This window comes from Allobosea sp. FBZP-16 (genome assembly GCF_002831785.1).
Lineage (GTDB): Bacteria > Pseudomonadota > Alphaproteobacteria > Rhizobiales > Beijerinckiaceae > Allobosea > Allobosea lupini.
This window is the reverse complement of sequence record NZ_LNCQ01000009.1, coordinates 14,267-34,300: the sequence shown is the minus strand read 5'-3', so window position 1 is coordinate 34,300 and position 20,034 is coordinate 14,267. Positions and strand designations below refer to the sequence as shown.

The following is a 20,034-nucleotide window of genomic DNA, read 5'->3' as shown; positions in this document are numbered from 1 at the left end:
CGACGGCGTGTATCCTCGCGCCTTGGAAGCTCGCCCATGTATCGCGTTCGCCTTCGCCATATGCTCGCCGCCGCGGTCTCTTTCGCGGCGATGCTCTCGGCCTCCCGCGCCGAGGAGCCGGGCTATGGCCCCAAGACCTATGACCGCACGCTCGAGGCGCTGATCACGCATGAGGATATCGCCGGCCGCGGCGGCTGGCCGAAGGTTCCCGGTTCGGCGAGCGCGCTGAAACCCGATTCGCAGGGGCCAGATGTCGCGCTGCTCAAGCAGCGCCTGATGCTGAGCGGCGATCTGCCGCCCGACGCCTTGCCTGGCGATGTCTATGACGCGGCCGTCGTCGCTGCGGTGAAGCGCTTCCAGCGCCGCCATGGCTTGTCCGATCTCGGTACCGTCGGCCGCCTCACCCTGAAGGCGCTGAACGTACCGGTGGAAGTGCGTCTCAACCAGCTCACGGCCACGCTGGAGCGGCTCAAGGGCAACGGCTTCAGCTTCACCGGTCGCTATGTCGTGGTGAACATCCCCGGCGCCAGTGCCGAGGCGGTGGATGGCGGTGTCGTCCAGCGCCGCCACCTCGCCATCGTCGGCCGGCCCGACCGGCCCTCGCCAGTGCTCCAGGCCAGCATCACCTCGGTCAACCTCAATCCCTACTGGACGGTGCCGATGTCGATCGTGAAGGCCGACATCATCCCGCATATGCGCAAGGATCCCGGCTTCATCGCCAAATCCAACATGAAGCTGCTCGGCGCGGAGAACCGCGAGATCGACCCGGCGAGCGTCAACTGGGCTAGCCTGAGCAACCCCTATTTCTATGTCCGGCAGGAGCCGGGCCCGACCAACTCGCTCGGCCAGCTCAAGATCGACATGCCGAACAGCGAGGCGGTCTACATGCATGACACGCCGAAGAAGTCGCTGTTCCGCAACGATGTCCGCTTCAACTCATCCGGCTGTGCCCGCATCGAAGGCGTGCGTGATCTGGCGGCCTGGTTGCTCGAAGGCACCGAGTGGAACCAGCCGGCGATCGAGGCCGAGATCGCCAAGGGCGAGCGCAAGAATATCGCGCTGAAGAAGGCGGTGCCGGTCGCCTGGGTCTACATGACCGGCTGGCAGGATGCCGAGGGGCTGGTGCAGTTCCGCGACGACATCTATGGGCTCGACACGCCGCAGGGCATCGTCACCTCGACGATCCAGCCGCGCCGGCCCAAGCCAAAGCCGGTCGTCGCTCCGACAGAGGCAGCGCCCGCCACGGCCAAGCTGCCCCAGCCGGTCGTCCGGCCAGCTGTCCCGGCGGCCGTCGCCATCCAGTAGGACAGGGCGCTGCTCTTTCCGTTTCCTGGAGCTCACATGAAAAACGCCGCGGTCCGAAGACCGCGGCGTTTTCGTTTCTCGTGATGTCGCAGCGGCTCAGTTGAGCTTGGCGCGGACATCCTTGAGACCGGCGGCGATCAGGTCGGCACCGGCCTTGCCGGCGACCTGGCCACGCAGGATGACCTCGGCGGCGCGCGTCGCAGCCTCGGCTGCAGCAGCACGGACCTCGGCGGTGGCCTGCGTCTCGGCCTGGGCGATCTTGTCCTGCGCCGACTTGGTCCGGCGCGTGACGAACTCAGCCAGCTTCTCCTCGGCGTCCTTGGCGAGGCGCTGGGCCTCGTCCTTGGCGTTGGCGACGATCGCCTCGGCCTCGGCCTCGGCCGCCTTGCGCTTGCCTTCGAACTCGGCGAGCAGCAGCTCGGCCTCGTGGCGCAGGCGGCGGGCCTCGGCGAGCTCACGGGCGACGAGCTCGCCGCGAGCGTCGAGCGCGCCGGTGAGGCCCTTGAGAGCACCCATCTTCACCGCCATGGCAAGGAAGATGACGGTCGAGACGAGAACCCAGAAGGTCGGATTGCTCAACATGGTGCTCAGCCTCCCAGCGCGGTCTTGACCGCCTTGGCGGCGTCGGCCGGGGCCGGAGCCGTTCCGGTCAGATGGCTGACGATGGCGCCGGCCGCGTCTGCGGCGATCGCATCGACATGGCTCATCGCCTCGGTCTTGGTGGCGACGATCTTGGCCTCCGCATCGGCGAGCTTGGCGGAAAGATCGGCCTCGACCGTCTTGCGCCGCGCAGCGCTGTCGGCGTTGACCTTCTCGCGCGTCTCCTGCGCGATGGCCTGCGACTTGGCGCGGGCTTCGGCAAGGGACTTCTCATAGGCCTGGCCGGCCTCTTCGGCCTTGGCTTTCATCGCGGCCGCCTCGTCGAGATCGTTGCCGATCTTGTTGGCGCGGTCCTCGAGGATGCCGCCGAGGCGCGGCACGATGACCTTGGCGGCGAGCCAGTAGAGGAAGCCGAAGGTAATCGCCAGCCAGAGCAGCTGCGAGGCGAAGGTTTCACCCTGGAACGGCGGGAAGCCGCCGCCATGGGCGGGAGCCGCGCCGCCATGGGCGGTCGTTCCGGTGGTCGTGGCTGGCGCTGCCATCACTGAACCTCATCCGGCCGCACGAGCCCGGACGGTTCGCACGGCGATATGGGAAGGGAGGCGGGAGCCTGCCGCGTGACGCCCTATGAGGGCCGTCGCCTGCGGCAGGCTCTGGTCGTTTTCGCGATCAGACCGCGAAGAGCAGCAGCAGCGCGATCAGCAGCGAGAAGATGCCGAGCGCTTCGGTCAGCGCGAAGCCGAGCAGCAGGGTGCCGCGCTGGCCGTCGGCCGCCGACGGGTTGCGCAGGGCGCCCGAGAGGAACTGGCCGAAGAGGTTGCCGAGGCCGATGCCCGCGCCGGCCATGCCGAGGCAAGCGAGACCAGCGCCGATGTACTTGGCTGCGACGGGATCCATGGAAATGCTCCTTAGGGGGATGGTTGTGACAGTCGAGGGGTGAACTTGAGGATCAGGGCCGCTCAGTGGCCCGGATGCAGGGCGTCGTGCAGGTAGATGCAGGTCAGCACGGCGAAGACATAGGCCTGCAGTCCGGCGACCAGGAATTCCAGCGCGATCAGCGCGACGGTCAGCACGAGCGGCAACGGCGAGAGGATGGCCCAGCCGCCGGCGAAGAGCAGCGTCGCCACGAAGCCGGCGAAGATCTTCAGCGCGATGTGGCCGGCCAGCATGTTGGCGAAGAGGCGGACCGACAGGCTGATCGGGCGCGAAACGAAGGAGATCACCTCGATCGGCACCAGGATGATCAGCATCAGCGGATGCACGCCCTTGGGCACGAACAGCCCGAAGAAATGCGCGCCGTGCTTGGCGATGCCGTAGATGATGACCGTGAAGATCACGAGCGCGGCGAGCGCGGCAGTGACGATCAGGTGGCTGGTGACGGTGAACGCGCCCGGGATCATGCCGAGCATGTTGCAGACCAGCACGAACATGAAGAGCGAGAACACCAGCGGCATGAACTTCATGCCGTCATGGCCGGCCGAGTCTTTCACGGTGTTGGCTACGAACTCGTAGCCCATCTCCGCCAGCGATTGCAGCCGGCCCGGGACCAGCGAGCGGTTGCGCGTGCCATAGACGAACAGCAGCACGATGATGGCGACGGCGGCGACCATGAACAGGGCGGAATTGGTGAAAGCGATTTCGCTTCCGCCGATCTTGCCAAGAGACACGATCGGTTTGATCTCGAATTGTTCGATCGGACCAGCCATCTGTCGCCCTTGTTCCTGCCATAAGACGGCCCCTTTCGGGACCGAGCCTCAGTTCTGCGCGCTCGACTTATCGTCAGTGCGCGATTTCATCAAGCCCGCTGCGCGCACGACGTTCATCACGCCAGCGCCGAAACCGAGCATAAGCAGGACGATCATCCCGAAGGGCGCCGTCCCCAGCCATTTATCGACGGCCCAGCCGAGCCCGCCGCCGACAATGATGCCGGCAACGAATTCCGTGGAAAGCCGCATCGCCTGCCCGATTCCGCTGGAATCGGCGGATGTGCTCTCGCGCCGGATTTCGGCTTCCGTCTGGTTGGTCGCACGCTTCAAGCCTGCATCGAGGGATTTGAGCCGGACTTCCAGGCTCGCATCCTCATCAGCAGGCCGCCCCGGGCCCGAACTCTTTCCGTCCTGGCCCGTCATTGCCGCTCGACCGCCGTCATGACACGACCCCTCCGTGCTCGGTCCCCTGGAGAACCGGACAATACCGGAATTGTCGCTGATTTGCGCTGCCTGATCAGTCGATCCGGGAACCGGATCGTCGTGGCGCACGCTCATCGGATTGCCGATCGTTCCGTGCGATGAAACAAGCCCCGCCACCCGGAAAAATCGGGCGCACCATATTGACGGGGTCATATGGTGTCAAGCTGAGGGGGAGGCTATTAATGCCTTGAAAAATAAAATGATTTTAGACTGGCGCAGGTCCTGGAGACGATTCTTGTGCGCCGCGGCAATAATGTCAGACCGCCTCGCGGATGCGCTCGGCCGTGGCGAGGTCGACCGAGACCATCTGGCTGACCCCGCGCTCGGCCATGGTGACGCCGAACAGCCGGTCCATGCGGGCCATGGTGATCGGGTTGTGGGTGATCAGGATGAAGCGCGTCGCGGTGTTGCGCGCCATCTCCTCGAGCAGGTCGCAATAGCGCTCGACATTGGCGTCATCGAGCGGGGCGTCGACCTCGTCGAGCACGCAGATCGGCGAGGGGTTGGTCAGGAACACCGCGAAGATCAGCGCCGTCGCGGTCAGCGCCTGCTCGCCGCCGGAGAGCAGCGTCATCACCTGCGGCTTTTTGCCCGGGGGGCGCGCGATGATCTCGAGCCCGGCTTCGAGCGGGTCTTCCGAATCGACCAGCGTGAGATCGGCGGTGCCGCCGCCGAACAGCACCCCAAACAGATGCTGGAAATGGCCGTTAACGATCTCGAATGCGGCAAGAAGCCGCTCCCTTCCTTCGCGGTTGAGCGCTCCGATCGCCTGGCGCAGGCGCCGGATCGCCTCGGTCAGGTCGTCACGCTCGGTCGCGAGGCCGCTGCGCTTGCCCTGGACTTCGCTCAGTTCGTCGTCGGCGCGCAGGTTGACCGCCCCCAGCCGTTCGCGCTCGGCCTTGAGCCCGCCCAGCCGCCGCTCGACATCCTCTGCATCCGGTGGCGTGTCGCCGATCTTCAGCCCGGCGAGTTGATGCAGGGTGGCGACTTCGGTCTCCAGCCCATCGACGATCTGGCGCACCACGTCTGCGAGGCGCTGGCGCGCAGCCTCCAGCCTGGCCTCGGCGCTCGCCCGAGCCTCGCGAGCCGCCGACAACGCTTCCAGCGCCGAGCGCGCCTGCCGGTCGGCCTCCGCCTGCGCGACTTCACCGGCGGCGAGCTTATCGGCAGCGGTGCGCCGGTTGGCCTCGGCCGTCTCGATCTCGGCGAGGAGCCGGCGGCGCTCGACCAGGAAAGTGTCGGGTGCCTCGAGCAGCGCCTTGTGCTCGGCCGCCGTCGTCTCGATGCGCCGGCGGGTATCGGCGGCGCTCTGCTCGCTGGTGGCAGCGCGTTCGCGCCAGGCGCGCAGATCCCCTGCGATCGCCTCGCGCCGGCGGCTGCGCAGCTCGGCCTCGCGCCCTTGCGTCTGCACCCGCGCCCGCGCTTCGGAGGCTGCAGCGCGCCGCTCGCCTAGCTCCGCTCGCGCAGCGAGCAGGGCGCTTTCCAGTTCCGGCGCCGGGGCGAGGCCGGCGATATCTTGATTCGCGGCCTCTGCCTGCGCCTGCGCATCGGCGATGTTCTGGCCGAGCCGGCCGATCGCCTCGGTCAGGGCCGAGCGGCGCGCCGCCGTTTCGCCGGCCTTGCGTTCGGCCTGGGCCAGCCGCTCGCGAGCCTGATCGAGGTTGCGCCTGGCCTCGCGGATCGCCTCCAGCGCCTTCGCCTCGGCCTGTGCCGCAGCCTTGGTGCGCTCGCTCGCCTGGTCGAGCCCGTCGCGCGCCGCTTCGGAGGCTTCGCGCGCTGCCTGGGCCTCGCGTTCGAGATCACCGAGGCGGTTCTTCTCGGCGAGCCGGCGGGCGGCAGGCGAGGGCGCATCGGCGGCGCTGGTGAAGCCGTCCCAACGCCAGATGTCGCCCTCGCGCGAGACCAGTCGCTGCCCGGGCAACAGTTTCGGCCGCAGCGCGGCGCCGTCTGCCCGGGCGACGACGCCGATCTGGCGCAGCCGCCGGCCGAGCGCCGCCGGGCCGCGAACTTGTTTGGCGAGCGACTCGACGCCATCGGGAAGCGACGGATCGCTTTCGCCGCTGCCGCTTTCGGACCAATGCGCTGGCGCTGCCGGATCGGCCGACGCGTCGAGATCGTCGCCCAGCGCCGCGCCGAGCGCCGTTTCATAGCCTTTGGCCGCCACAATCGAATCGAGGATCGCCGGCCAGCGTCCACCCGCCGCCGGAGCGAGCAGCTTCTGCAAGGTCCGGACTTCGGTTTCGAGGCGCTGCGCCTTGCGATCGGCCTCTGCGACCGGCCCGCGTAGCCGCGATTCCTCCTCGCGAGCTGCCGCAAGGGCGCTGCGCGCGATGCCCGCGGCGGCATCCGCGCTTTGCATCGCGGAGTCCGCGGTCGCGACCGTCGCGCGCAAGCCGTCGAGCGAGGCGGCGGTGCCATCGGCATCGAGCGCTGCCTGGTCGCGCTGCAGCCGTTCGCGCTCTGCGGTGTGTCGGGCCTCGCGTTCCGTCGCCTCGCGCACGGTCCGTTCGAGCGCACCGCGCCGGGCGGCGAGCTCGGAGAGGCGCGCCTGCACCGCGGCGTGCTCCGCTTCCGCCGCCGCAAGTGCTTTTTCCGCCTCGGCGAGTTCGGCTGCTGCGGCCACGCTGCCACCTGCCGCAGCCTCGCCCTCCAGTCGCAGGCTCTCATCCTCGGCCGTCAGGCGCGACAGGCTATCGCTCGCATCCTTGCCGAGGCTGTCCTGCCGGGCGAGATCGCTCTGCAGTTCGGCGAGCCGCTTGGCCAGTTCCTCGGTGCGCTGTTTGGCGCGGCGGTTCTCGGCCTCGATCTCGTCGAGACCACGCTTCAGGCGCACGAGCGCCGCCGCGGCGGCGGCCTCGCCTTCGCGCAGCGCCGGCAGCTCATGCGCCGCGATTGCCTGCAAGCGGGCTGCTTGCGCCTGCACGCCCGTCCTGTCGGCGACCTCGCGCACGGCCGCTTCGAGGGCGCGCTCGGCGACAGCCTCCTGCGTCCGCGCCTCGTGATGGGCGATGAGCGCCAGCACCGCCTCGGCCTTGCGGATGTCCGAGGCGAGGTTGCGATAGCGCGTCGCCTGGCGCGCTTGCCGTTGCAAAGCCTCGACCTGTCCGTCGATCTCGGCGAGCACGTCTTCCAGCCGGTTGAGATTGTCCTCGGCGCCCTTGAGGCGCAGCTCCGCCTCGTGCCGGCGGCTGTGCAGCCCGGCGATACCGGCGGCGTCCTCGAGGATGCGCCGGCGTGATTGCGGCTTGGCGGAGATGATCTCGCTGATCTGGCCCTGGCGCACCAATGCCGGCGAGCGCGCGCCGGTCGCGGCGTCGGCGAAGAGGAGCTGCACGTCGCGGGCACGCACCTCCTTGCCGTTGATCCGGTAGGTCGATCCCTCCTCGCGCTCGATCCGGCGCGTCACCTCGAGCACTTCAGCCTCGTTGAAGGCGGCAGGCGCCTTGCGGTCGCTGTTGTCGAGGGTGAGCGCGACTTCGGCCATGTTGCGGGCCGGGCGCTCGGACGAACCGCCGAAGATGACGTCGTCCATGCCCGAGCCGCGCATGTTCTTGAACGAGCTTTCGCCCATCACCCAGCGCAGGGCTTCGACGAGATTGGACTTGCCGCAGCCATTGGGGCCGACAATGCCGGTCAGCCCCGGCTCGATCTGGAATTCGGCCGGTTCGACGAAGGTCTTGAAGCCGGCGAGCTTGAGGCGCGTCAGCTGCATCGACGCGCCATCAGGCTGCCGGACCGCTCAGCTGCCGAGCAGCGGCTCGAGGATCTTGTCGAATTCGGCGAGGCTGAGTGCACCGGAGCGCTTCTGCCCGTTGATGAAGAAGGTCGGGGTGGAGTCCACGCCAGCCTTGGCCCCACCTTCCTTAACCTGCGTGACAGCGTCGTAAATGTCCTGACGTTTCAGGCAGGCCTCGAAAGATTCCTGTGTGAAACCGGCCTGCTTGACCAGGCTCGAAAGCGCATCGACCGGCTTTTCGGTGAAGGCCCAGTTGCGCTGCTGCGCGAACAGCAGGTCGGTCAGCGGATAGTACTTGTCGGTGCCGTTGCAGCGCGCCAGCATGAAGCCGGCGGTGGCGAGCGGATCGAGCGGGAACTCGCGCAGCACGAAGCGCACCTTGCCGGTGTCGATGTACTTCGCCTTCAGCGCCGGCCAGGTGTCCTTGTGGAAATTGGCGCAGTGGCTGCAGGTCAGCGAGGCGTACTCGATGATCGAGACCTTGGCGTCGGCATTGCCGAGCCAGACATCGCCGAGCGGGTTGGCGACCCCGGGAAGCGTCTGGGCCGAAGCGCCCTGGCTGGCGAGAAGCGGCGAGAAGGCCAAGGCGGCTGAGCCGATCAACACCTGGCGGCGGCTGGTCATGAGACAATCCCTGATGACGAAGTAGTTGCGCGGACCATAGTCACCAGCAGGATTGTGGCAAGATCGGTTCGCTGCTTCCCGCTCACGAAGCCGTGTCGTCGCCTGCGACCTGGCGCCGTTGCGCGATGCCGCGCCCGAGCCGCGCCAGCGCCTCGCGCAATTCGGCGCTTTCGACTCCGGCGACCTGTGCTTCGATCCGCGCCAGCGCTGCCGGATCCGGCGGCGGGGCGGGCCTCGGCGCGGGAAGCGGCGCGACCGGCCCCTGCTTCAGCACCAGCTTGCCGACAGCGCGCCAGCCGAGATGGCTGTTGACCCGCTCCAGCACCAGTGGCCCGAGCTGCTGCATCTCCAGGGCGAAGGCGCCCTCGACACGCACGACCAGCGTCGCCGGGTCCGAGAGCTCACCAGGTGCACCGCGACGCCGCGGCCAGTCGATCTTGAGCGGCCGCGTGCGCTGCGCCAGCCGCTCGCCGACGATCTCCGGCCAGAAGGCCACGACTGAGCGCCCGGCGAAGCCTTGGGCGGCGAGCGCGGGCGCGAGGCAGTCGTCGATCAGTTCGGCGAGGGGTTTTGCGACCATGCAGGCACCCTATAGCTGCGGGTGCCTGCGACAAACAGCTGTTTGCAGGACAGCGGGATGCTTGCTTGACCGGGCGGTCGCGCTACACAAAGTCCGATGGACGCTTCCGCTCCCCAGCCTCGCGCCGCCGATCTCCTCGCCTGGTATGACCGCCATCGCCGCGTCCTGCCCTGGCGGGCGCTGCCCGGCGAGCGGGCCGACCCTTACCGCGTCTGGGTCTCCGAGATCATGCTGCAGCAGACCACGATCGCGGCGGTGAAGCCCTATTTCGAGCGCTTCATGGCGCGCTTTCCGACGGTCGAGGCGCTAGCCGCCGCGCCATCGGAGATCGTCATGCAAGCCTGGGCCGGGCTCGGTTACTACTCGCGCGCCCGCAATCTCCACGCCTGCGCCAAGGCGGTTGCGCATGAGCATGGCGGCCGCTTTCCCGATACCGAGGAGGGCCTGCGCGCCTTGCCGGGTATCGGCGCCTACACGTCGGGAGCCGTCGCTGCGATCGCCTTCGACCGGCCGGCGGTCGCGGTCGATGGCAATGTCGAGCGGGTGATCACGCGCCTCTTCGCGATCGAGGACGAGATGCCCGCCGCCAAGCCGCTGATCCGCGAGCGGGTTTTGACGCTGCTGCCGCATGCCCGGCCTGGAGACTTTGCGCAGGCGCTGATGGATCTGGGCGCGACGATCTGCACGCCGCGCTCGCCGGCCTGCGGGCTCTGCCCCTGGCGTGAGCCCTGCCAGGCGCGCATCGCCGGGACGCAGGAGAGCTTTCCGCACAAGGCGGCGAAGAAGACCGGCAAGACCCGCTATGGCGCCGCCTTCGTCGCGATGCGGGACGATGGTGCCGTGCTGGTCCGCACCCGCCCGGCCAAGGGCTTGCTCGGCGGCATGGTCGAGGTGCCCGGTGGCGACTGGCGGACGGATTACGAGGTGGACGACGCCCTGCGCGACGCACCAGTGGGGGCGACATGGCGCCGGCTGATGCTGCCGGTCCGCCACGTCTTCACGCATTTCCCGCTGGAGCTGACGGTGTTCGCCGGGCGCGTTCCGCTGGAGACGCAGGCACCGCAGGGCATGCGCTTCACGCCGTTCAACCAATTGAAGCACGAGGCGTTTCCGAACGTCTTCCTGAAGGCGCTCGAAGCGGGACTGGAAGAGTTGCAGCGGCCTCTAGACTAGAAGTGAGAGACGGATTCACCGATCAGGTTGTCTCGACCTGATCGAATCCGGCTCTAGGCCGCCGCCATCTGCGTCCTGATCTCACCGCGCAGGACATCGAGCAGCATGGCTTTGCCCTCGCGCTCGACATGCCAGAAGGTCCAGCCATTGCAGGCCGGCAGCCCCTGCGCCAGCGCACCGACCTTGTGGATCGAGCCGACGGCCGGGCCGAGTACAAGAGTGCCATCGGCGCGGATGGTGGCGCTGTGACGCCGCTTCTCGTCGAAGACGGTCTCGCCCGCCTTGACCAGCCCGGCCTCGACCAGGCTGAGGAAGGGTACGCGCGGCTCGCTGCGCTTCGACGGCGCCGTGGCGAAGGCTTCCGGCGGCAGCGGCTGAACCGCTGCGATGCGCTCGCGGGCCGCCTTGGCATAGACCTCTTCGCGTTCGACGCCGATGAAATGGCGGCCGAGCGCCTTGGCGACGGCACCGGTCGTGCCGGTACCGAAGAAGGGATCGAGCACGACGTCGCCGGGATTGCTGGCCGCGAGCAGCACGCGGGCGAGCAGCGATTCGGGCTTCTGGGTCGGGTGGACCTTGGCGCCCTTCTCGTCCTTCAGGCGCTCATCGCCGGTGCAGAGCGGCAGATACCAGTCCGAGCGCATCTGCAGGTCGTCATTCCCGCCCTTCAGCGCCTCGTAATGGAAGGTGTATTTGGACGCTTCGCCGCGCGCCGCCCAGATCAGCGTCTCATGCGCATTGGTGAAGCGCCGGCCACGGAAGTTCGGCATCGGGTTGGCTTTGCGCCAGACGATGTCATTCAGCATCCAGAAGCCGAGATCCTGCAGGATCGAGCCGACGCGGAAGATGTTGTGATAGGAGCCGATCACCCAGAGCGCGCCGTCCGGCTTCAGCGCCCGGCGGCAGGCCGTGAGCCAGGCACGGGTGAAGGCGTCGTAGTCGGCGAAGGAGGCGAACTTGTCCCAGTCGTCGTCGACGGCGTCGACGAGGCTGTCGTCAGGTCGGCGCAGATCGCCGCCGAGCTGGAGATTATAGGGCGGGTCTGCAAAGACGAGGTCGACGCTCCCGGGGGGAAGGGCCTCGATCGCGGCGACGCAATCGCCAACGATCACCTGGTCGAGCGGCAGCTCGCGAGGCGGGAGGATCTGAGAGGGAAGAAGGCTCTTGGCCTTCATCCGGGCCCCCAGCGCGGGCCGTCCGGTACGCGAAACCTGAATCCGGACGGGAGCGCTGGCGGTCCCGGTACGCGAGGTACTCATGACGCCAAGACCGTTACGCAACTTCAACGCTCGCGATCCTGGCTGGTCACGGTAAAGGACGGGTTTCCGGGTTGAAAAAAATGCGTCCCATTCTGGGGCTGCAGATTTTGCCTAGCCCATTGAATACGTTTGGAAAATCGTAACGGAGATTAAGGAAGGGTAACCGGCTCCCGCCTGCCGTTGCGGCAGTTCGGTGGCTGCTCTGCAGGTCTCCCAGCGGTCAGTCAGGCAGGTAGATTTCGGCCTTCATGAACGTCACCGCGTGGCCGGTAATGAGCACACGCTCTCCCGCCAGCTCGCAACTCAAGTGTCCGCCACGCGCGGAAGCCTGGAAGGCCTCAAAGCGGCTTTTGCCAAGCTCTTCGGCCCAGTACGGGACTAGGGTGGCGTGGATCGAGCCGGTGACGGGGTCTTCCGGGATGCCGGCGCTGGGCGCGAAATAGCGCGAGACGAAATCATAGGTCTCGCCGGGCGCGGTGATGCCGAAGCAGAGCGGGGCGAGAGTCGCGATCGCAGCGGCGTCGGGCACGAAGGCGCGCACGGCCTGCTCGTCAGCCAGAACGGCGAAGACATTCTCGAAATTGCGGAACAGCGCACGAGGTGGGACCGGGAAAAGCGCGGCGATGACCGAAGGCAGCGCCTCGATCGGCTCCGGCGCGAAGGCCGGCAGGTCGAGCCGGTAGCCTTCATCCTGTCGCGAGACCCGGATCGGGCCGACGCGGGTCAGAAATTCCATATCGCCGGAGACGCCGTGCGCACTGGCGAGGACATGGGCTGTCGCGAGCGTGGCATGGCCGCAGAAATTGACCTCGTGCACGGGCGTGAACCAGCGCAGGTCCCAAGCGCTGCCGTGCGGCCGGGCGAAGGCGGTCTCGGCCAGATTGTTCTCATTGGCGATCGCCTGCATCGTCGGCTCGGCGAGCCAGTCGTCCAGGATGAGGACGGCTGCGGGGTTGCCGGCGAACACCTTGTCGGTGAACGCGTCGACCTGATGCATCGTCAAGGTGGGCATGACGTCTCCGGCTGGCTCAAGCGACCGAGCGCGACCAGACACCTTTGATCGGGGCGAAGGAATAGCGATGCGCGGGGCAGGGGCCATGCGTCTTCAGCGCGGCGCGATGTGCCGCGGTCCCGTAGCCGGCATGGTGGGCGAAGCCATAGGCCGGGTAGGTCAGCGAAAGCCGCGCCATCATCCTGTCGCGCATCACCTTGGCGACGATCGAGGCTGCGGCGATCGAGGCGATCAGCCCGTCGCCGCCGATGATCGACTCGCAACCGCAGGCCAGCGCCGGCGGATCGTTGCCATCGACCAGCACGAGATCGGGCGAGAGCGGCAGCGCTCCGACCGCGCGCCGCATGGAAAGCAGCGTCGCCTGCCGGATGTTGATCCTGTCGATCTCGGTCGCCGAGGCGCTGCCGACACCGACTGCCAAAGCGCTGGCGAGGATCAGCACGCAGAGCTCCTCGCGGCGCTGGGCGCTGAGCTCCTTCGAATCGGCGAGGCCGTCGGGAATCGCCGTGGGATCGAGGATCACGGCGGCGGCGACGACCGGGCCGGCGAGGGGGCCGCGCCCGACCTCGTCCACGCCGGCGACACGGGCGCGCCCGGCAATCATCGCGGCCTGCTCGCGGCTGAAATCGGCGGTCATGGCGACGCTATGCCAGATCTCGATGCGAACGTCTGCCGGAATTGCATCCTGTCCACTTGGTAACAGCCACACTCAGCGCGGTCGTCCCGGGCGACCGGAGGCAGACCCGGGACCCAGGCCGGAACCTCCATCGGAAAGGCTCAGGACTGAATCCCTGGTCTCCGCTGTGCTGCGTCCAGGATGACAGCCATGAGGCATGTCGGATCAAAACAAGCTGAGCTGTGCCTTCTCCTTCTCCGGCTTGACGAAGAGGTCGGTGCGGAGCCTGAGCCGGGTGCTGTTGAAGCCGAGCCGCTCGGCCGCCATTTCGAAGCGCCGGCCGATCATCCAGGCATAGGGGCCGGAGCCGACCTGGCGTTGACCCCAGGCGGCGTCGTAATCCTTGCCGCCCCGGGTCGAGCGGATCAGCGAGACGACATGGCGCATCTTGTCGGGATGATGCGTCACCAGCCAGTCCTGCACGATGTCCTTCACCTCGAGCGGCAGGCGCAGCAATACATAGCCGGCCTCGCGCGCGCCGGCTGCTTTCGCTGCATCGAGGATGCGCTCGATCTCGTGCTCGTTGATCGCCGGCACGATCGGCGCGACCAGCACCGTCACCGGAATGCCGGCCTCCGAGAGCTTTCGGATCGTCTCGATGCGCTTGGCAGGGGCGGCGGCACGCGGCTCCATGTTGCGGGCGAGCTTGGGATCGAGCGTCGTCACCGAGAGCGCGACCTTGACCAGCCCCTTCGCCGCCATCGGCGCGAGGATATCGATGTCGCGCTGCACCAGCGCCGATTTGGTGACGATGCCGACCGGGTGGTTGAACTTCGCGAGCACCTCCAGGATCGCGCGCATGATCCTGAGTTTCTTCTCGATCGGCTGGTAGGCGTCGGTATTGGTGCCGATTGCGATGGTGCGCGGCTGGTAGCTTGGCGAGGACAGCTCATTCTCAAGCAGCAGCGCCGCATCGGGCTTTGCGGTCAGCTTGCTCTCGAAGTCGAGCCCGGGCGAGAGGCCGAGATAGGCATGGCTCGGCCGCGCGAAGCAATAGACGCAGCCATGCTCGCAGCCGCGATAAGGGTTGATCGAGCGATCGAAGGAGATATCGGGGGAGTCGTTCCTGGTAATGATGGTCCGAGGCTTCTCGACCGAGACCTCGGTCTTGAAAGCCGGCAGCTCGCCGAGCGTCCCCCAGCCGTCATCCTCGCTGATGCGCTGCTCGGCCTCGTAGCGCCCGCCGGGGTTGATCGTCGCGCCGCGCCCGCGCCGCCTGTCAGGGTCGATCTGGCTGCCGATATGGATCAGCGGGTCGACCGGCGTGAGCCGAAGTGGTGCCGAGACCGTGTCCGGTTCGACATCGCGGCGCTTGAGTGGTTGCGTCCTGGCTGAGGGTCTGGCCTGCAGCATGGCTTCGTCTCCTCGGCGGAATCGGTGGTTCCGAGACCAAGGAATGTGAACATATCAGGAACAAAAGGCAAGTGACAGGATTGCGACATGTTGCAGTGCGGCATAAGCTGATAGCCTATGATCACTGCCGTCATCCGGGCCAATCGTGACGCAAGGGCGCTTGCCGCAACCTTGTCGGTGCTGATCCCCGCGGTTGCGAAAGGTGTGATCGGCCATGCCGTGGTGGTCGACGATGGCGATGACGCCGCGATCGCGCGACTCGCGGACGAGACCGGGGCGAGCTATGTCAGGGCCACGGCTGGCGAGGCCTGGTCCTCGGGTGTCGCGCAGGCGCGCGGCGACTGGGTGATCCTGCTCGAGGCGGGCGACCTGCCCGAGCCGCAATGGACGCCAAGCATCGAGCGGCATCTGTTGACCGCAGCGGCCCGGCCGGCGCTGATGCCGCTGCGCGGCATGGCGGCGGCGCTGCGCGAATGGGGCGCGGTCTCGCTGCGCTCGCGCGGCGTCAGGGCGGGGCTGCTCGCGCCGAAGACGCAGATCCTCTCCGGCAAGCTGGCGCGGGCGCCACGCCGGCTTACTGTCCGCCGCGATCGCGCCGAACTCTGAGGCTCAGAGCTGGTTGGTGCGGAAGGTGTCGCAGCTCTGCATGGAGCCCGACTTGAAGCCGGTGTTGAACCACCGAGTGCGCTGCGCCGACGAGCCGTGCGTGAAGGAATCCGGCACGACCACGCCGCGGCCTTGCTGCTGCAGCTTGTCGTCGCCGATCGCCGAAGCTGTTCGCATCGCCTCGTCGATGTCGCCGGCCTCGATCCGGTCCATCGCCTGGAGGTTGTAGGCCCAGACGCCGGCGAAGCAGTCCGCCTGCAATTCGACGCGCACCGAGAGCAGGTTCGATTCGCGCTCCGAGAGCCGCTGGCGCAGCTCGTTCACCTTGGGCAGGATGCCGAGCAGGTTCTGGATATGATGGCCGATCTCGTGGCCGATGACATAGGCATAGGCGAAGTCGCCGCCGCCGCCGAGCTTGCGCTGCATCTCCTGGAAGAAGGAGAGGTCGAGATAGACCCGCTGGTCGTTGGGGCAATAGAACGGCCCCATCGCCGACTGGGCCGTGCCGCAGCCGGAGCGATCGACGCCGCTGAACAGCACCAGCTTGGGCGGTACGTATTTCCGGTTGGCCTGCTGCGGCAGCACCTTCGTCCAGATATCCTCGTTCTGCGCCAGCACGGCCGAGATGAACTTGCCCATCTCGTCCTGCGGCGGGCCGGCCGATTTGCGCTGCTCCTGTGTCGGCGCGCTGCGCCCGCCGATGCCGCCGATCATCTCGGCGCCGCCGATCAGGATGCGCGGATCGATGCCGAGCGCCCAGCCGAGCAGGCCGAGCACGACCATGGTGCCGATGCCGATGCCGCCGCGCCCGCCGGGAAGCCCGGCATATTCGCCACCGCCGCCGCGCCGGTCCTCGACGTTATCGGACTGGCGGTAATCTTCCCAACGCATGCGCGGACCCTTGTTGCAGCGCCGCCAATGTCGGCGAGGATGCGGCGGAACTCAAGCGTAGCCGTCAGCTTGGTTATGCAGTCGGTTACTTGGCATCGCCGCGTGAGACGTCTGTGATCATGCGCGCCAGCAGATAGAGCCGGGGCACGACCGACTCCAACGCGACATATTCGTTCTGGTTCGAATGGGCGCCGAAGCCCCTGAGGCCGAAGCCCTCGATCACCGGGCCCCTGGCCTGGAGCGCGGCATAGGCTGCATCGGTTCCGCCGCCGCTCGCTCGTTCGGCGATGGTCAGCGAGCGGCCGATCTCGCCGAAGACGCGCTTGGCATGCGCGCCGAGCGCCCTGCTGGCCTCGGTCGGCGCCAGAGGCGGGCGCCCGCGCGTGAATGTCGCTTCCACCAAGGTGTCGGGAATGAGCTTGTTCTGGATGCGCTCCCTCACCGCGGCCTCGATCAGGTCGAAATCGGCCATGCGCAGCGCCCGCATGTCGCCCTGCGCCTTCGCCTCGGCAGGAATCGTATTGCTGACCGAGCCGGCTGAGGCGAGCGTCCAGTTCAGCTTGAGGCCCATCTCCGGCTTGGAGAGATCGCGCATCTGCAGGATCTGATGAGCGAGTTCGTAGAGGGCGTTGCGGCCTTGCTCCGGCGAGCCACCGGCATGCGAGGCCCGGCCGGTGACCTTGAGCTGCACGGAGCCGACGCCGCTGGTGGCGAGGCGCAGCGTGTCCTGGCCGATGCCGGACCCTTCGCATGAAAACACTGCGTCCTGCTCGGCCGCGAGCCTGGTGATCAGCGCCCTTGAGCCGGCCGAGCCGATCTCCTCGTCGCCGTTGATGAGGACGGTGAGCGTGCCGTAGTCCCGGGCCGCGATCCTGTTGAGCAGCGCGATGGTATGGAGGATCAGGGCGACGCCGTGCTTGTCGTCGGCGATGCCGAGGCCATAGGCCCTGTCGCCTTCGATCCGGAAGGGCTGCTGGGCCAGCATGCCCTTGGCGTAGACCGTGTCCATATGGGCCAGCAGCATGATCTTCCTGGTGCCGCTGCCCTTGAAGCGCGCCAGCGCGATCTTGCCCGGCGATCGCGCCGGTTCGGCCGAGTCGATCAGCTCGGTCTCGCCGCCCAGGGCCTTGAGGCGCTCGGCGATGAGTGCGGCGATCGTCGCCAGACCCTGCACGTCCCGCGAGCCCGATTCGATCGAGACCAGCTTTTCCAGCGTTGCGAGATAGGCCGGCTTCTCGGCCTCGGCCGCGTCGAGGACGGGCTTTTGCGGCGCTGCCAGAGCAGGCGTGGCAAGCATCAGGGTTGCGATCAAGGCGCTGCGGGCCATCCCGGTCGCGAACATCATCGACTCCCTTCGAAGCGGAATCGCAGAATCTGCTCAGGGCGCCGCGAGCGCGGCCTTGAGCGTACGCAGGTCGCGCCAGGCCAGGCGCTTCTGCAAGGGCTGGCGAAGGAGATAGGCCGGGTGCAGCGTTGCGATCGCCCGGATCATGCGCGTGCCGGTGTCATACTCCATCCAGCGCCCGCGCGAGGCCAGGATGCCGGAGACGCCGAGCAGCCCCTGCGCCGACGGGCCGCCGACGCAGACCAGGATGTCGGGGTCGACCAGTTCGATCTGGCGCTGGATGAAGGGCAGGCAGATCGCGACCTCCTGCGGGGTCGGCGTGCGGTTGCCGGGCGGGCGCCAGGGCAGGAGATTGGCGATATAGACATGCTCCTGTCGGGTGAGCCCGATCGCCGCCAGCATCCGGTCGAGCAACTGGCCGGAGCGGCCGACGAAGGGCACGCCCGCGCGATCCTCGTCCGCGCCGGGTGCCTCGCCGACGATCATGACCTTGCCGGCCGGATTGCCGTCGGCGAAGACGAGGTTCTTGGCTGTCGCCTTGAGCGGGCAGCCTTCGAAGCTGGCGAGCGCCGTCTTGAGCTCATCCAGCGTGGTCGCCTCGCGCGCCAGCGCCCGGGCTGACAGCGCGGCTTCGTCCGGCGGAGTGGCTGCGGCCACGGCGGCAGGGCGTCGCGCCGCCGGCTGCGCAGCGGCGACGGGGCGTGCGACAGGCTGTCGCGCCGGCTCGGGTGCGGCTGCGAAATGGTCGTGCGGCGTCTCGTCGAGCGCTTCGGTCACGCCCATTTCGGCGTACCAGGCGATCAATTCGGCTGCGGAGACGGCGTCGAGCGACATGGCGGCAGAATAGAGCGGCGTTCGGAACGAAGCGAGCCCCTTCGCTGTTGCAAAATGAACGGGAGCCCCGGATAGAGGAATTCCAATCAGCCTTGCGGCAGTGCTTGGCGGGTTGATCAAGATAGTTCATATATAAACTATCTAACGATGAAGGCGCGGGTGGAGGGCAGGATGGATCTGAAGGAAGCGCAGAGCACGCCGCGCGAGAGCATGGACTATGACGTCGTCATCGTCGGTGCTGGTCCTGCCGGGCTCGCCGCCGCGATCCGGCTGAAGCAGCTCGACGAAGCTATCTCGGTCGTCGTGGTCGAGAAGGGCTCCGATGTCGGCGCGCATATCCTCTCCGGCGCGGTCATCGATCCGATCGGCCTCGACAAGCTCCTGCCCGACTGGCGGCAGGACGATGCCCGCCCGCTGCATACGCAGGTGACCGAGGACGTCTTCTATTTCCTCGGCCCGGCCGGTGGCGCGCGCCTGCCGAACTTCGCCATGCCGAAGCTGATGAACAATCACGGCAACTTCGTCGGCTCGCTCGGCCTTGTCGCCCGCTATCTCGCCGCGCGTGCCGAGGCGCTCGGCGTCGAGATCTATCCGGGCTTCGCCGCCGCCGAGTTGCTTTATAACGACGACGGCTCGGTCGCCGGCATCGCCACCGGCGACATGGGCATCGCCAAGGACGGCACGGTCTCCGACCGCTTCACCCGCGGCATGGAACTGCGTGGCCGCTACACGCTTCTGGGAGAGGGCGCCCGTGGCTCGCTCTCGAAGATCGCGATCAGGCGCTTTGCTCTGGATGAAGGCCGCGAGCCGCAGAAATACGGCATCGGCCTCAAGGAGATCTGGCAGGTCAAGCCGGAGAAGTTCAGGAAGGGGCTGGTCCAGCACTCCTTCGGCTGGCCGCTCGACATGTCGACCGGCGGTGGCTCCTTCCTCTATCATTTCGACGACAACCTGGTTTCGGTCGGCTTCGTCGTCCACCTCAACTACTCGAACCCGACGCTCTCGCCCTTCGACGAGTTCCAGCGCTTCAAGACCCATCCGATGATCCGCGACGTCTTCGAGGGCGCCAAGCGCCTCTCCTACGGCTCGCGCGCCATCACCGAAGGCGGCTGGCAGTCGGTGCCGAAGCTGACCTTCCCGGGCGGGGCGCTGATCGGCTGCGCGGCAGGCTTCGTCAACGTGCCGCGCATCAAGGGCAGCCACAACGCCATCCTGTCGGGCATGCTGGCGGCCGAGCATCTCGTGCCGGCGCTGGCGGCGGGTCGCTCGCATGACATGGTCGACGGCATCGAGGACAGCTGGCGCGCCTCCGAGATCGGCCGCGACCTCAAGCCGGTGCGCAACGTCAAGCCGCTCTGGTCGAAGCTCGGCACGCTCGGCGGCGTCGCGCTTGGCGGCATCGACATGTGGCTGAACCAGCTCTTCGGCTGGTCGCCCTTCGGCACGCTGAAGCACGGCAAGCCCGATCATGCCACGCTGAAGCCGATCGGCATGGTCACTCCGATCGTCTACCCTAAGCCTGACGGCAAGATCTCCTTCGACAAGCTCTCCTCTGTCTTCCTCTCGGCGACCAATCATGAGGAGGACCAGCCGGCGCATCTGAAGCTGACCGACCCGAACGTGCCGGTGCTGCAGAACCTGCCGATCTATGGCGAGCCGGCGCGGCTCTATTGCCCGGCAGGCGTCTACGAGGTGGTCTATGCCGATCCGGAGAAGCAGTCGCTGCCGCGCTTCGTGATCAACGCGCAGAACTGCGTGCACTGCAAGACCTGCGACATCAAGGACCCTGCCCAGAACATCACCTGGACGGTGCCGGAAGGCGCGGGCGGGCCGAACTACTCGAACATGTGA

The 20,034-nt window shown here is 67.5% G+C and carries 19 protein-coding genes; 4 read left to right on the top strand and 15 right to left on the bottom strand.

Going from position 1 to position 20,034, the window contains the following annotated elements; all coding sequences use genetic code 11:
• Positions 1–36: 36 nt before the first annotated feature.
• Positions 37–1,305, top strand: a complete 1,269-nt coding sequence (locus CXY91_RS02310; protein WP_100959140.1) for a L,D-transpeptidase family protein — start codon at positions 37–39, stop codon at positions 1,303–1,305.
• 96 nt (positions 1,306–1,401) lie between these two features.
• Here the strand turns inward: CXY91_RS02310 and CXY91_RS02305 are convergent, their stop codons facing one another.
• The 8 genes from CXY91_RS02305 to CXY91_RS02270 all read right to left on the bottom strand — a co-directional run bounded on the left by CXY91_RS02305 (position 1,402) and on the right by CXY91_RS02270 (position 9,034).
• Positions 1,402–1,884 carry a F0F1 ATP synthase subunit B family protein gene (locus CXY91_RS02305; RefSeq protein WP_425285424.1) on the bottom strand — a complete coding sequence of 161 codons (483 nt, stop codon included), beginning with the start codon at positions 1,882–1,884 and terminating at the stop codon, positions 1,402–1,404.
• 8 nt (positions 1,885–1,892) lie between these two features.
• Positions 1,893–2,447 (bottom strand): F0F1 ATP synthase subunit B, encoded by a 555-nt coding sequence (locus CXY91_RS02300; RefSeq protein ID WP_091831803.1) that lies wholly within the window; start codon positions 2,445–2,447, stop codon positions 1,893–1,895.
• Positions 2,448–2,574: 127 nt separating this feature from the next.
• On the bottom strand, positions 2,575–2,802 hold the full coding sequence (locus tag CXY91_RS02295; protein WP_091831801.1) for a F0F1 ATP synthase subunit C: 228 nt from the start codon (positions 2,800–2,802) through the stop codon (positions 2,575–2,577).
• A gap of 62 nt (positions 2,803–2,864) precedes the next feature.
• On the bottom strand, positions 2,865–3,611 hold the full coding sequence (locus CXY91_RS02290) for a F0F1 ATP synthase subunit A (RefSeq protein ID WP_091831799.1): 747 nt from the start codon (positions 3,609–3,611) through the stop codon (positions 2,865–2,867).
• A gap of 48 nt (positions 3,612–3,659) precedes the next feature.
• The gene (locus tag CXY91_RS02285) at positions 3,660–4,169 is read right to left on the bottom strand and encodes an AtpZ/AtpI family protein (RefSeq protein ID WP_248307320.1); all 510 of its coding nucleotides are present in this window, start codon (positions 4,167–4,169) and stop codon (positions 3,660–3,662) included.
• A 181-nt stretch (positions 4,170–4,350) separates the two neighbouring features.
• Positions 4,351–7,806 carry a chromosome segregation protein SMC gene (gene smc, locus CXY91_RS02280; RefSeq protein ID WP_100959139.1) on the bottom strand — a complete coding sequence of 1,152 codons (3,456 nt, stop codon included), beginning with the start codon at positions 7,804–7,806 and terminating at the stop codon, positions 4,351–4,353.
• Between the two features lie 27 nt (positions 7,807–7,833).
• On the bottom strand, positions 7,834–8,454 hold the full coding sequence (locus CXY91_RS02275) for a DsbA family protein (RefSeq protein WP_091831793.1): 621 nt from the start codon (positions 8,452–8,454) through the stop codon (positions 7,834–7,836).
• Between the two features lie 82 nt (positions 8,455–8,536).
• Positions 8,537–9,034, bottom strand: coding sequence for a DUF721 domain-containing protein (locus CXY91_RS02270; RefSeq protein WP_100959138.1), 498 nt, complete (start codon positions 9,032–9,034; stop codon positions 8,537–8,539).
• 96 nt (positions 9,035–9,130) lie between these two features.
• On the opposite strand from CXY91_RS02270, the gene mutY reads away from it, so the two are divergent.
• The gene (mutY, locus tag CXY91_RS02265) at positions 9,131–10,207 is read left to right on the top strand and encodes an A/G-specific adenine glycosylase (RefSeq protein ID WP_100959137.1); all 1,077 of its coding nucleotides are present in this window, start codon (positions 9,131–9,133) and stop codon (positions 10,205–10,207) included.
• Between the two features lie 53 nt (positions 10,208–10,260).
• On the opposite strand, the gene CXY91_RS02260 is transcribed toward mutY, so the two are convergent.
• From CXY91_RS02260 to CXY91_RS02245, 4 genes are all read right to left on the bottom strand, one after another.
• Complete coding sequence (locus CXY91_RS02260; protein WP_100959136.1) at positions 10,261–11,466, bottom strand: site-specific DNA-methyltransferase; 1,206 nt, start codon at positions 11,464–11,466, stop codon at positions 10,261–10,263.
• A 220-nt stretch (positions 11,467–11,686) separates the two neighbouring features.
• Positions 11,687–12,478, bottom strand: coding sequence for a PhzF family phenazine biosynthesis protein (locus CXY91_RS02255; protein WP_100959135.1), 792 nt, complete (start codon positions 12,476–12,478; stop codon positions 11,687–11,689).
• A gap of 16 nt (positions 12,479–12,494) precedes the next feature.
• Positions 12,495–13,115, bottom strand: a complete 621-nt coding sequence (locus CXY91_RS02250; protein ID WP_100959134.1) for a ribonuclease HII — start codon at positions 13,113–13,115, stop codon at positions 12,495–12,497.
• Positions 13,116–13,319: 204 nt separating this feature from the next.
• Positions 13,320–14,507, bottom strand: a complete 1,188-nt coding sequence (locus CXY91_RS02245; protein WP_100959133.1) for a PA0069 family radical SAM protein — start codon at positions 14,505–14,507, stop codon at positions 13,320–13,322.
• Positions 14,508–14,624: 117 nt separating this feature from the next.
• Here CXY91_RS02245 and CXY91_RS02240 point away from each other — a divergent pair, with 117 nt between their 5' ends.
• Positions 14,625–15,113 (top strand): glycosyltransferase family A protein, encoded by a 489-nt coding sequence (locus CXY91_RS02240; RefSeq protein ID WP_100959132.1) that lies wholly within the window; start codon positions 14,625–14,627, stop codon positions 15,111–15,113.
• Between the two features lie 3 nt (positions 15,114–15,116).
• Here CXY91_RS02240 and ypfJ read toward each other — a convergent pair whose 3' ends face one another.
• The 3 genes from ypfJ to CXY91_RS02225 all read right to left on the bottom strand — a co-directional run bounded on the left by ypfJ (position 15,117) and on the right by CXY91_RS02225 (position 18,183).
• A complete protein-coding gene (gene ypfJ / locus CXY91_RS02235) occupies positions 15,117–16,004 on the bottom strand; it encodes a KPN_02809 family neutral zinc metallopeptidase (RefSeq protein WP_091831779.1) in 888 nt (295 codons plus the stop codon).
• Positions 16,005–16,089: 85 nt separating this feature from the next.
• Positions 16,090–17,346 carry a M20/M25/M40 family metallo-hydrolase gene (locus CXY91_RS02230; RefSeq protein WP_100959176.1) on the bottom strand — a complete coding sequence of 419 codons (1,257 nt, stop codon included), beginning with the start codon at positions 17,344–17,346 and terminating at the stop codon, positions 16,090–16,092.
• 36 nt (positions 17,347–17,382) lie between these two features.
• Positions 17,383–18,183, bottom strand: a complete 801-nt coding sequence (locus CXY91_RS02225; protein WP_100959131.1) for a uracil-DNA glycosylase — start codon at positions 18,181–18,183, stop codon at positions 17,383–17,385.
• Positions 18,184–18,354: 171 nt separating this feature from the next.
• On the opposite strand from CXY91_RS02225, the gene CXY91_RS02220 reads away from it, so the two are divergent.
• A complete protein-coding gene (locus CXY91_RS02220) occupies positions 18,355–20,034 on the top strand; it encodes an electron transfer flavoprotein-ubiquinone oxidoreductase (RefSeq protein WP_248307318.1) in 1,680 nt (559 codons plus the stop codon).

Excerpts from the sequence above, each read along its gene's own strand:
- CXY91_RS02285 (WP_248307320.1), bottom strand. The coding sequence starts at position 4,169 with ATGAGCGTGCGCCACGACGATCCGGTTCCCGGATCGACTGATCAGGCA.
- mutY (WP_100959137.1), top strand. The coding sequence starts at position 9,131 with ATGGACGCTTCCGCTCCCCAGCCTCGCGCCGCCGATCTCCTCGCCTGG.
- CXY91_RS02225 (WP_100959131.1), bottom strand. The coding sequence starts at position 18,183 with ATGTCGCTCGACGCCGTCTCCGCAGCCGAATTGATCGCCTGGTACGCC.
- ypfJ (WP_091831779.1), bottom strand. The coding sequence starts at position 16,004 with ATGCGTTGGGAAGATTACCGCCAGTCCGATAACGTCGAGGACCGGCGC.
- CXY91_RS02300 (WP_091831803.1), bottom strand. The coding sequence starts at position 2,447 with ATGGCAGCGCCAGCCACGACCACCGGAACGACCGCCCATGGCGGCGCG.
- CXY91_RS02290 (WP_091831799.1), bottom strand. The coding sequence starts at position 3,611 with ATGGCTGGTCCGATCGAACAATTCGAGATCAAACCGATCGTGTCTCTT.
- CXY91_RS02250 (WP_100959134.1), bottom strand. The coding sequence starts at position 13,115 with ATGACCGCCGATTTCAGCCGCGAGCAGGCCGCGATGATTGCCGGGCGC.
- CXY91_RS02255 (WP_100959135.1), bottom strand. The coding sequence starts at position 12,478 with ATGCCCACCTTGACGATGCATCAGGTCGACGCGTTCACCGACAAGGTG.
- CXY91_RS02295 (WP_091831801.1), bottom strand. The coding sequence starts at position 2,802 with ATGGATCCCGTCGCAGCCAAGTACATCGGCGCTGGTCTCGCTTGCCTC.
- CXY91_RS02310 (WP_100959140.1), top strand. The coding sequence starts at position 37 with ATGTATCGCGTTCGCCTTCGCCATATGCTCGCCGCCGCGGTCTCTTTC.
- CXY91_RS02220 (WP_248307318.1), top strand. The coding sequence starts at position 18,355 with ATGGATCTGAAGGAAGCGCAGAGCACGCCGCGCGAGAGCATGGACTAT.
- CXY91_RS02275 (WP_091831793.1), bottom strand. The coding sequence starts at position 8,454 with ATGACCAGCCGCCGCCAGGTGTTGATCGGCTCAGCCGCCTTGGCCTTC.
- CXY91_RS02270 (WP_100959138.1), bottom strand. The coding sequence starts at position 9,034 with ATGGTCGCAAAACCCCTCGCCGAACTGATCGACGACTGCCTCGCGCCC.
- CXY91_RS02260 (WP_100959136.1), bottom strand. The coding sequence starts at position 11,466 with ATGAGTACCTCGCGTACCGGGACCGCCAGCGCTCCCGTCCGGATTCAG.
- CXY91_RS02230 (WP_100959176.1), bottom strand. The coding sequence starts at position 17,346 with ATGTTCGCGACCGGGATGGCCCGCAGCGCCTTGATCGCAACCCTGATG.
- CXY91_RS02240 (WP_100959132.1), top strand. The coding sequence starts at position 14,625 with ATGATCACTGCCGTCATCCGGGCCAATCGTGACGCAAGGGCGCTTGCC.
- smc (WP_100959139.1), bottom strand. The coding sequence starts at position 7,806 with ATGCAGCTGACGCGCCTCAAGCTCGCCGGCTTCAAGACCTTCGTCGAA.
- CXY91_RS02245 (WP_100959133.1), bottom strand. The coding sequence starts at position 14,507 with ATGCTGCAGGCCAGACCCTCAGCCAGGACGCAACCACTCAAGCGCCGC.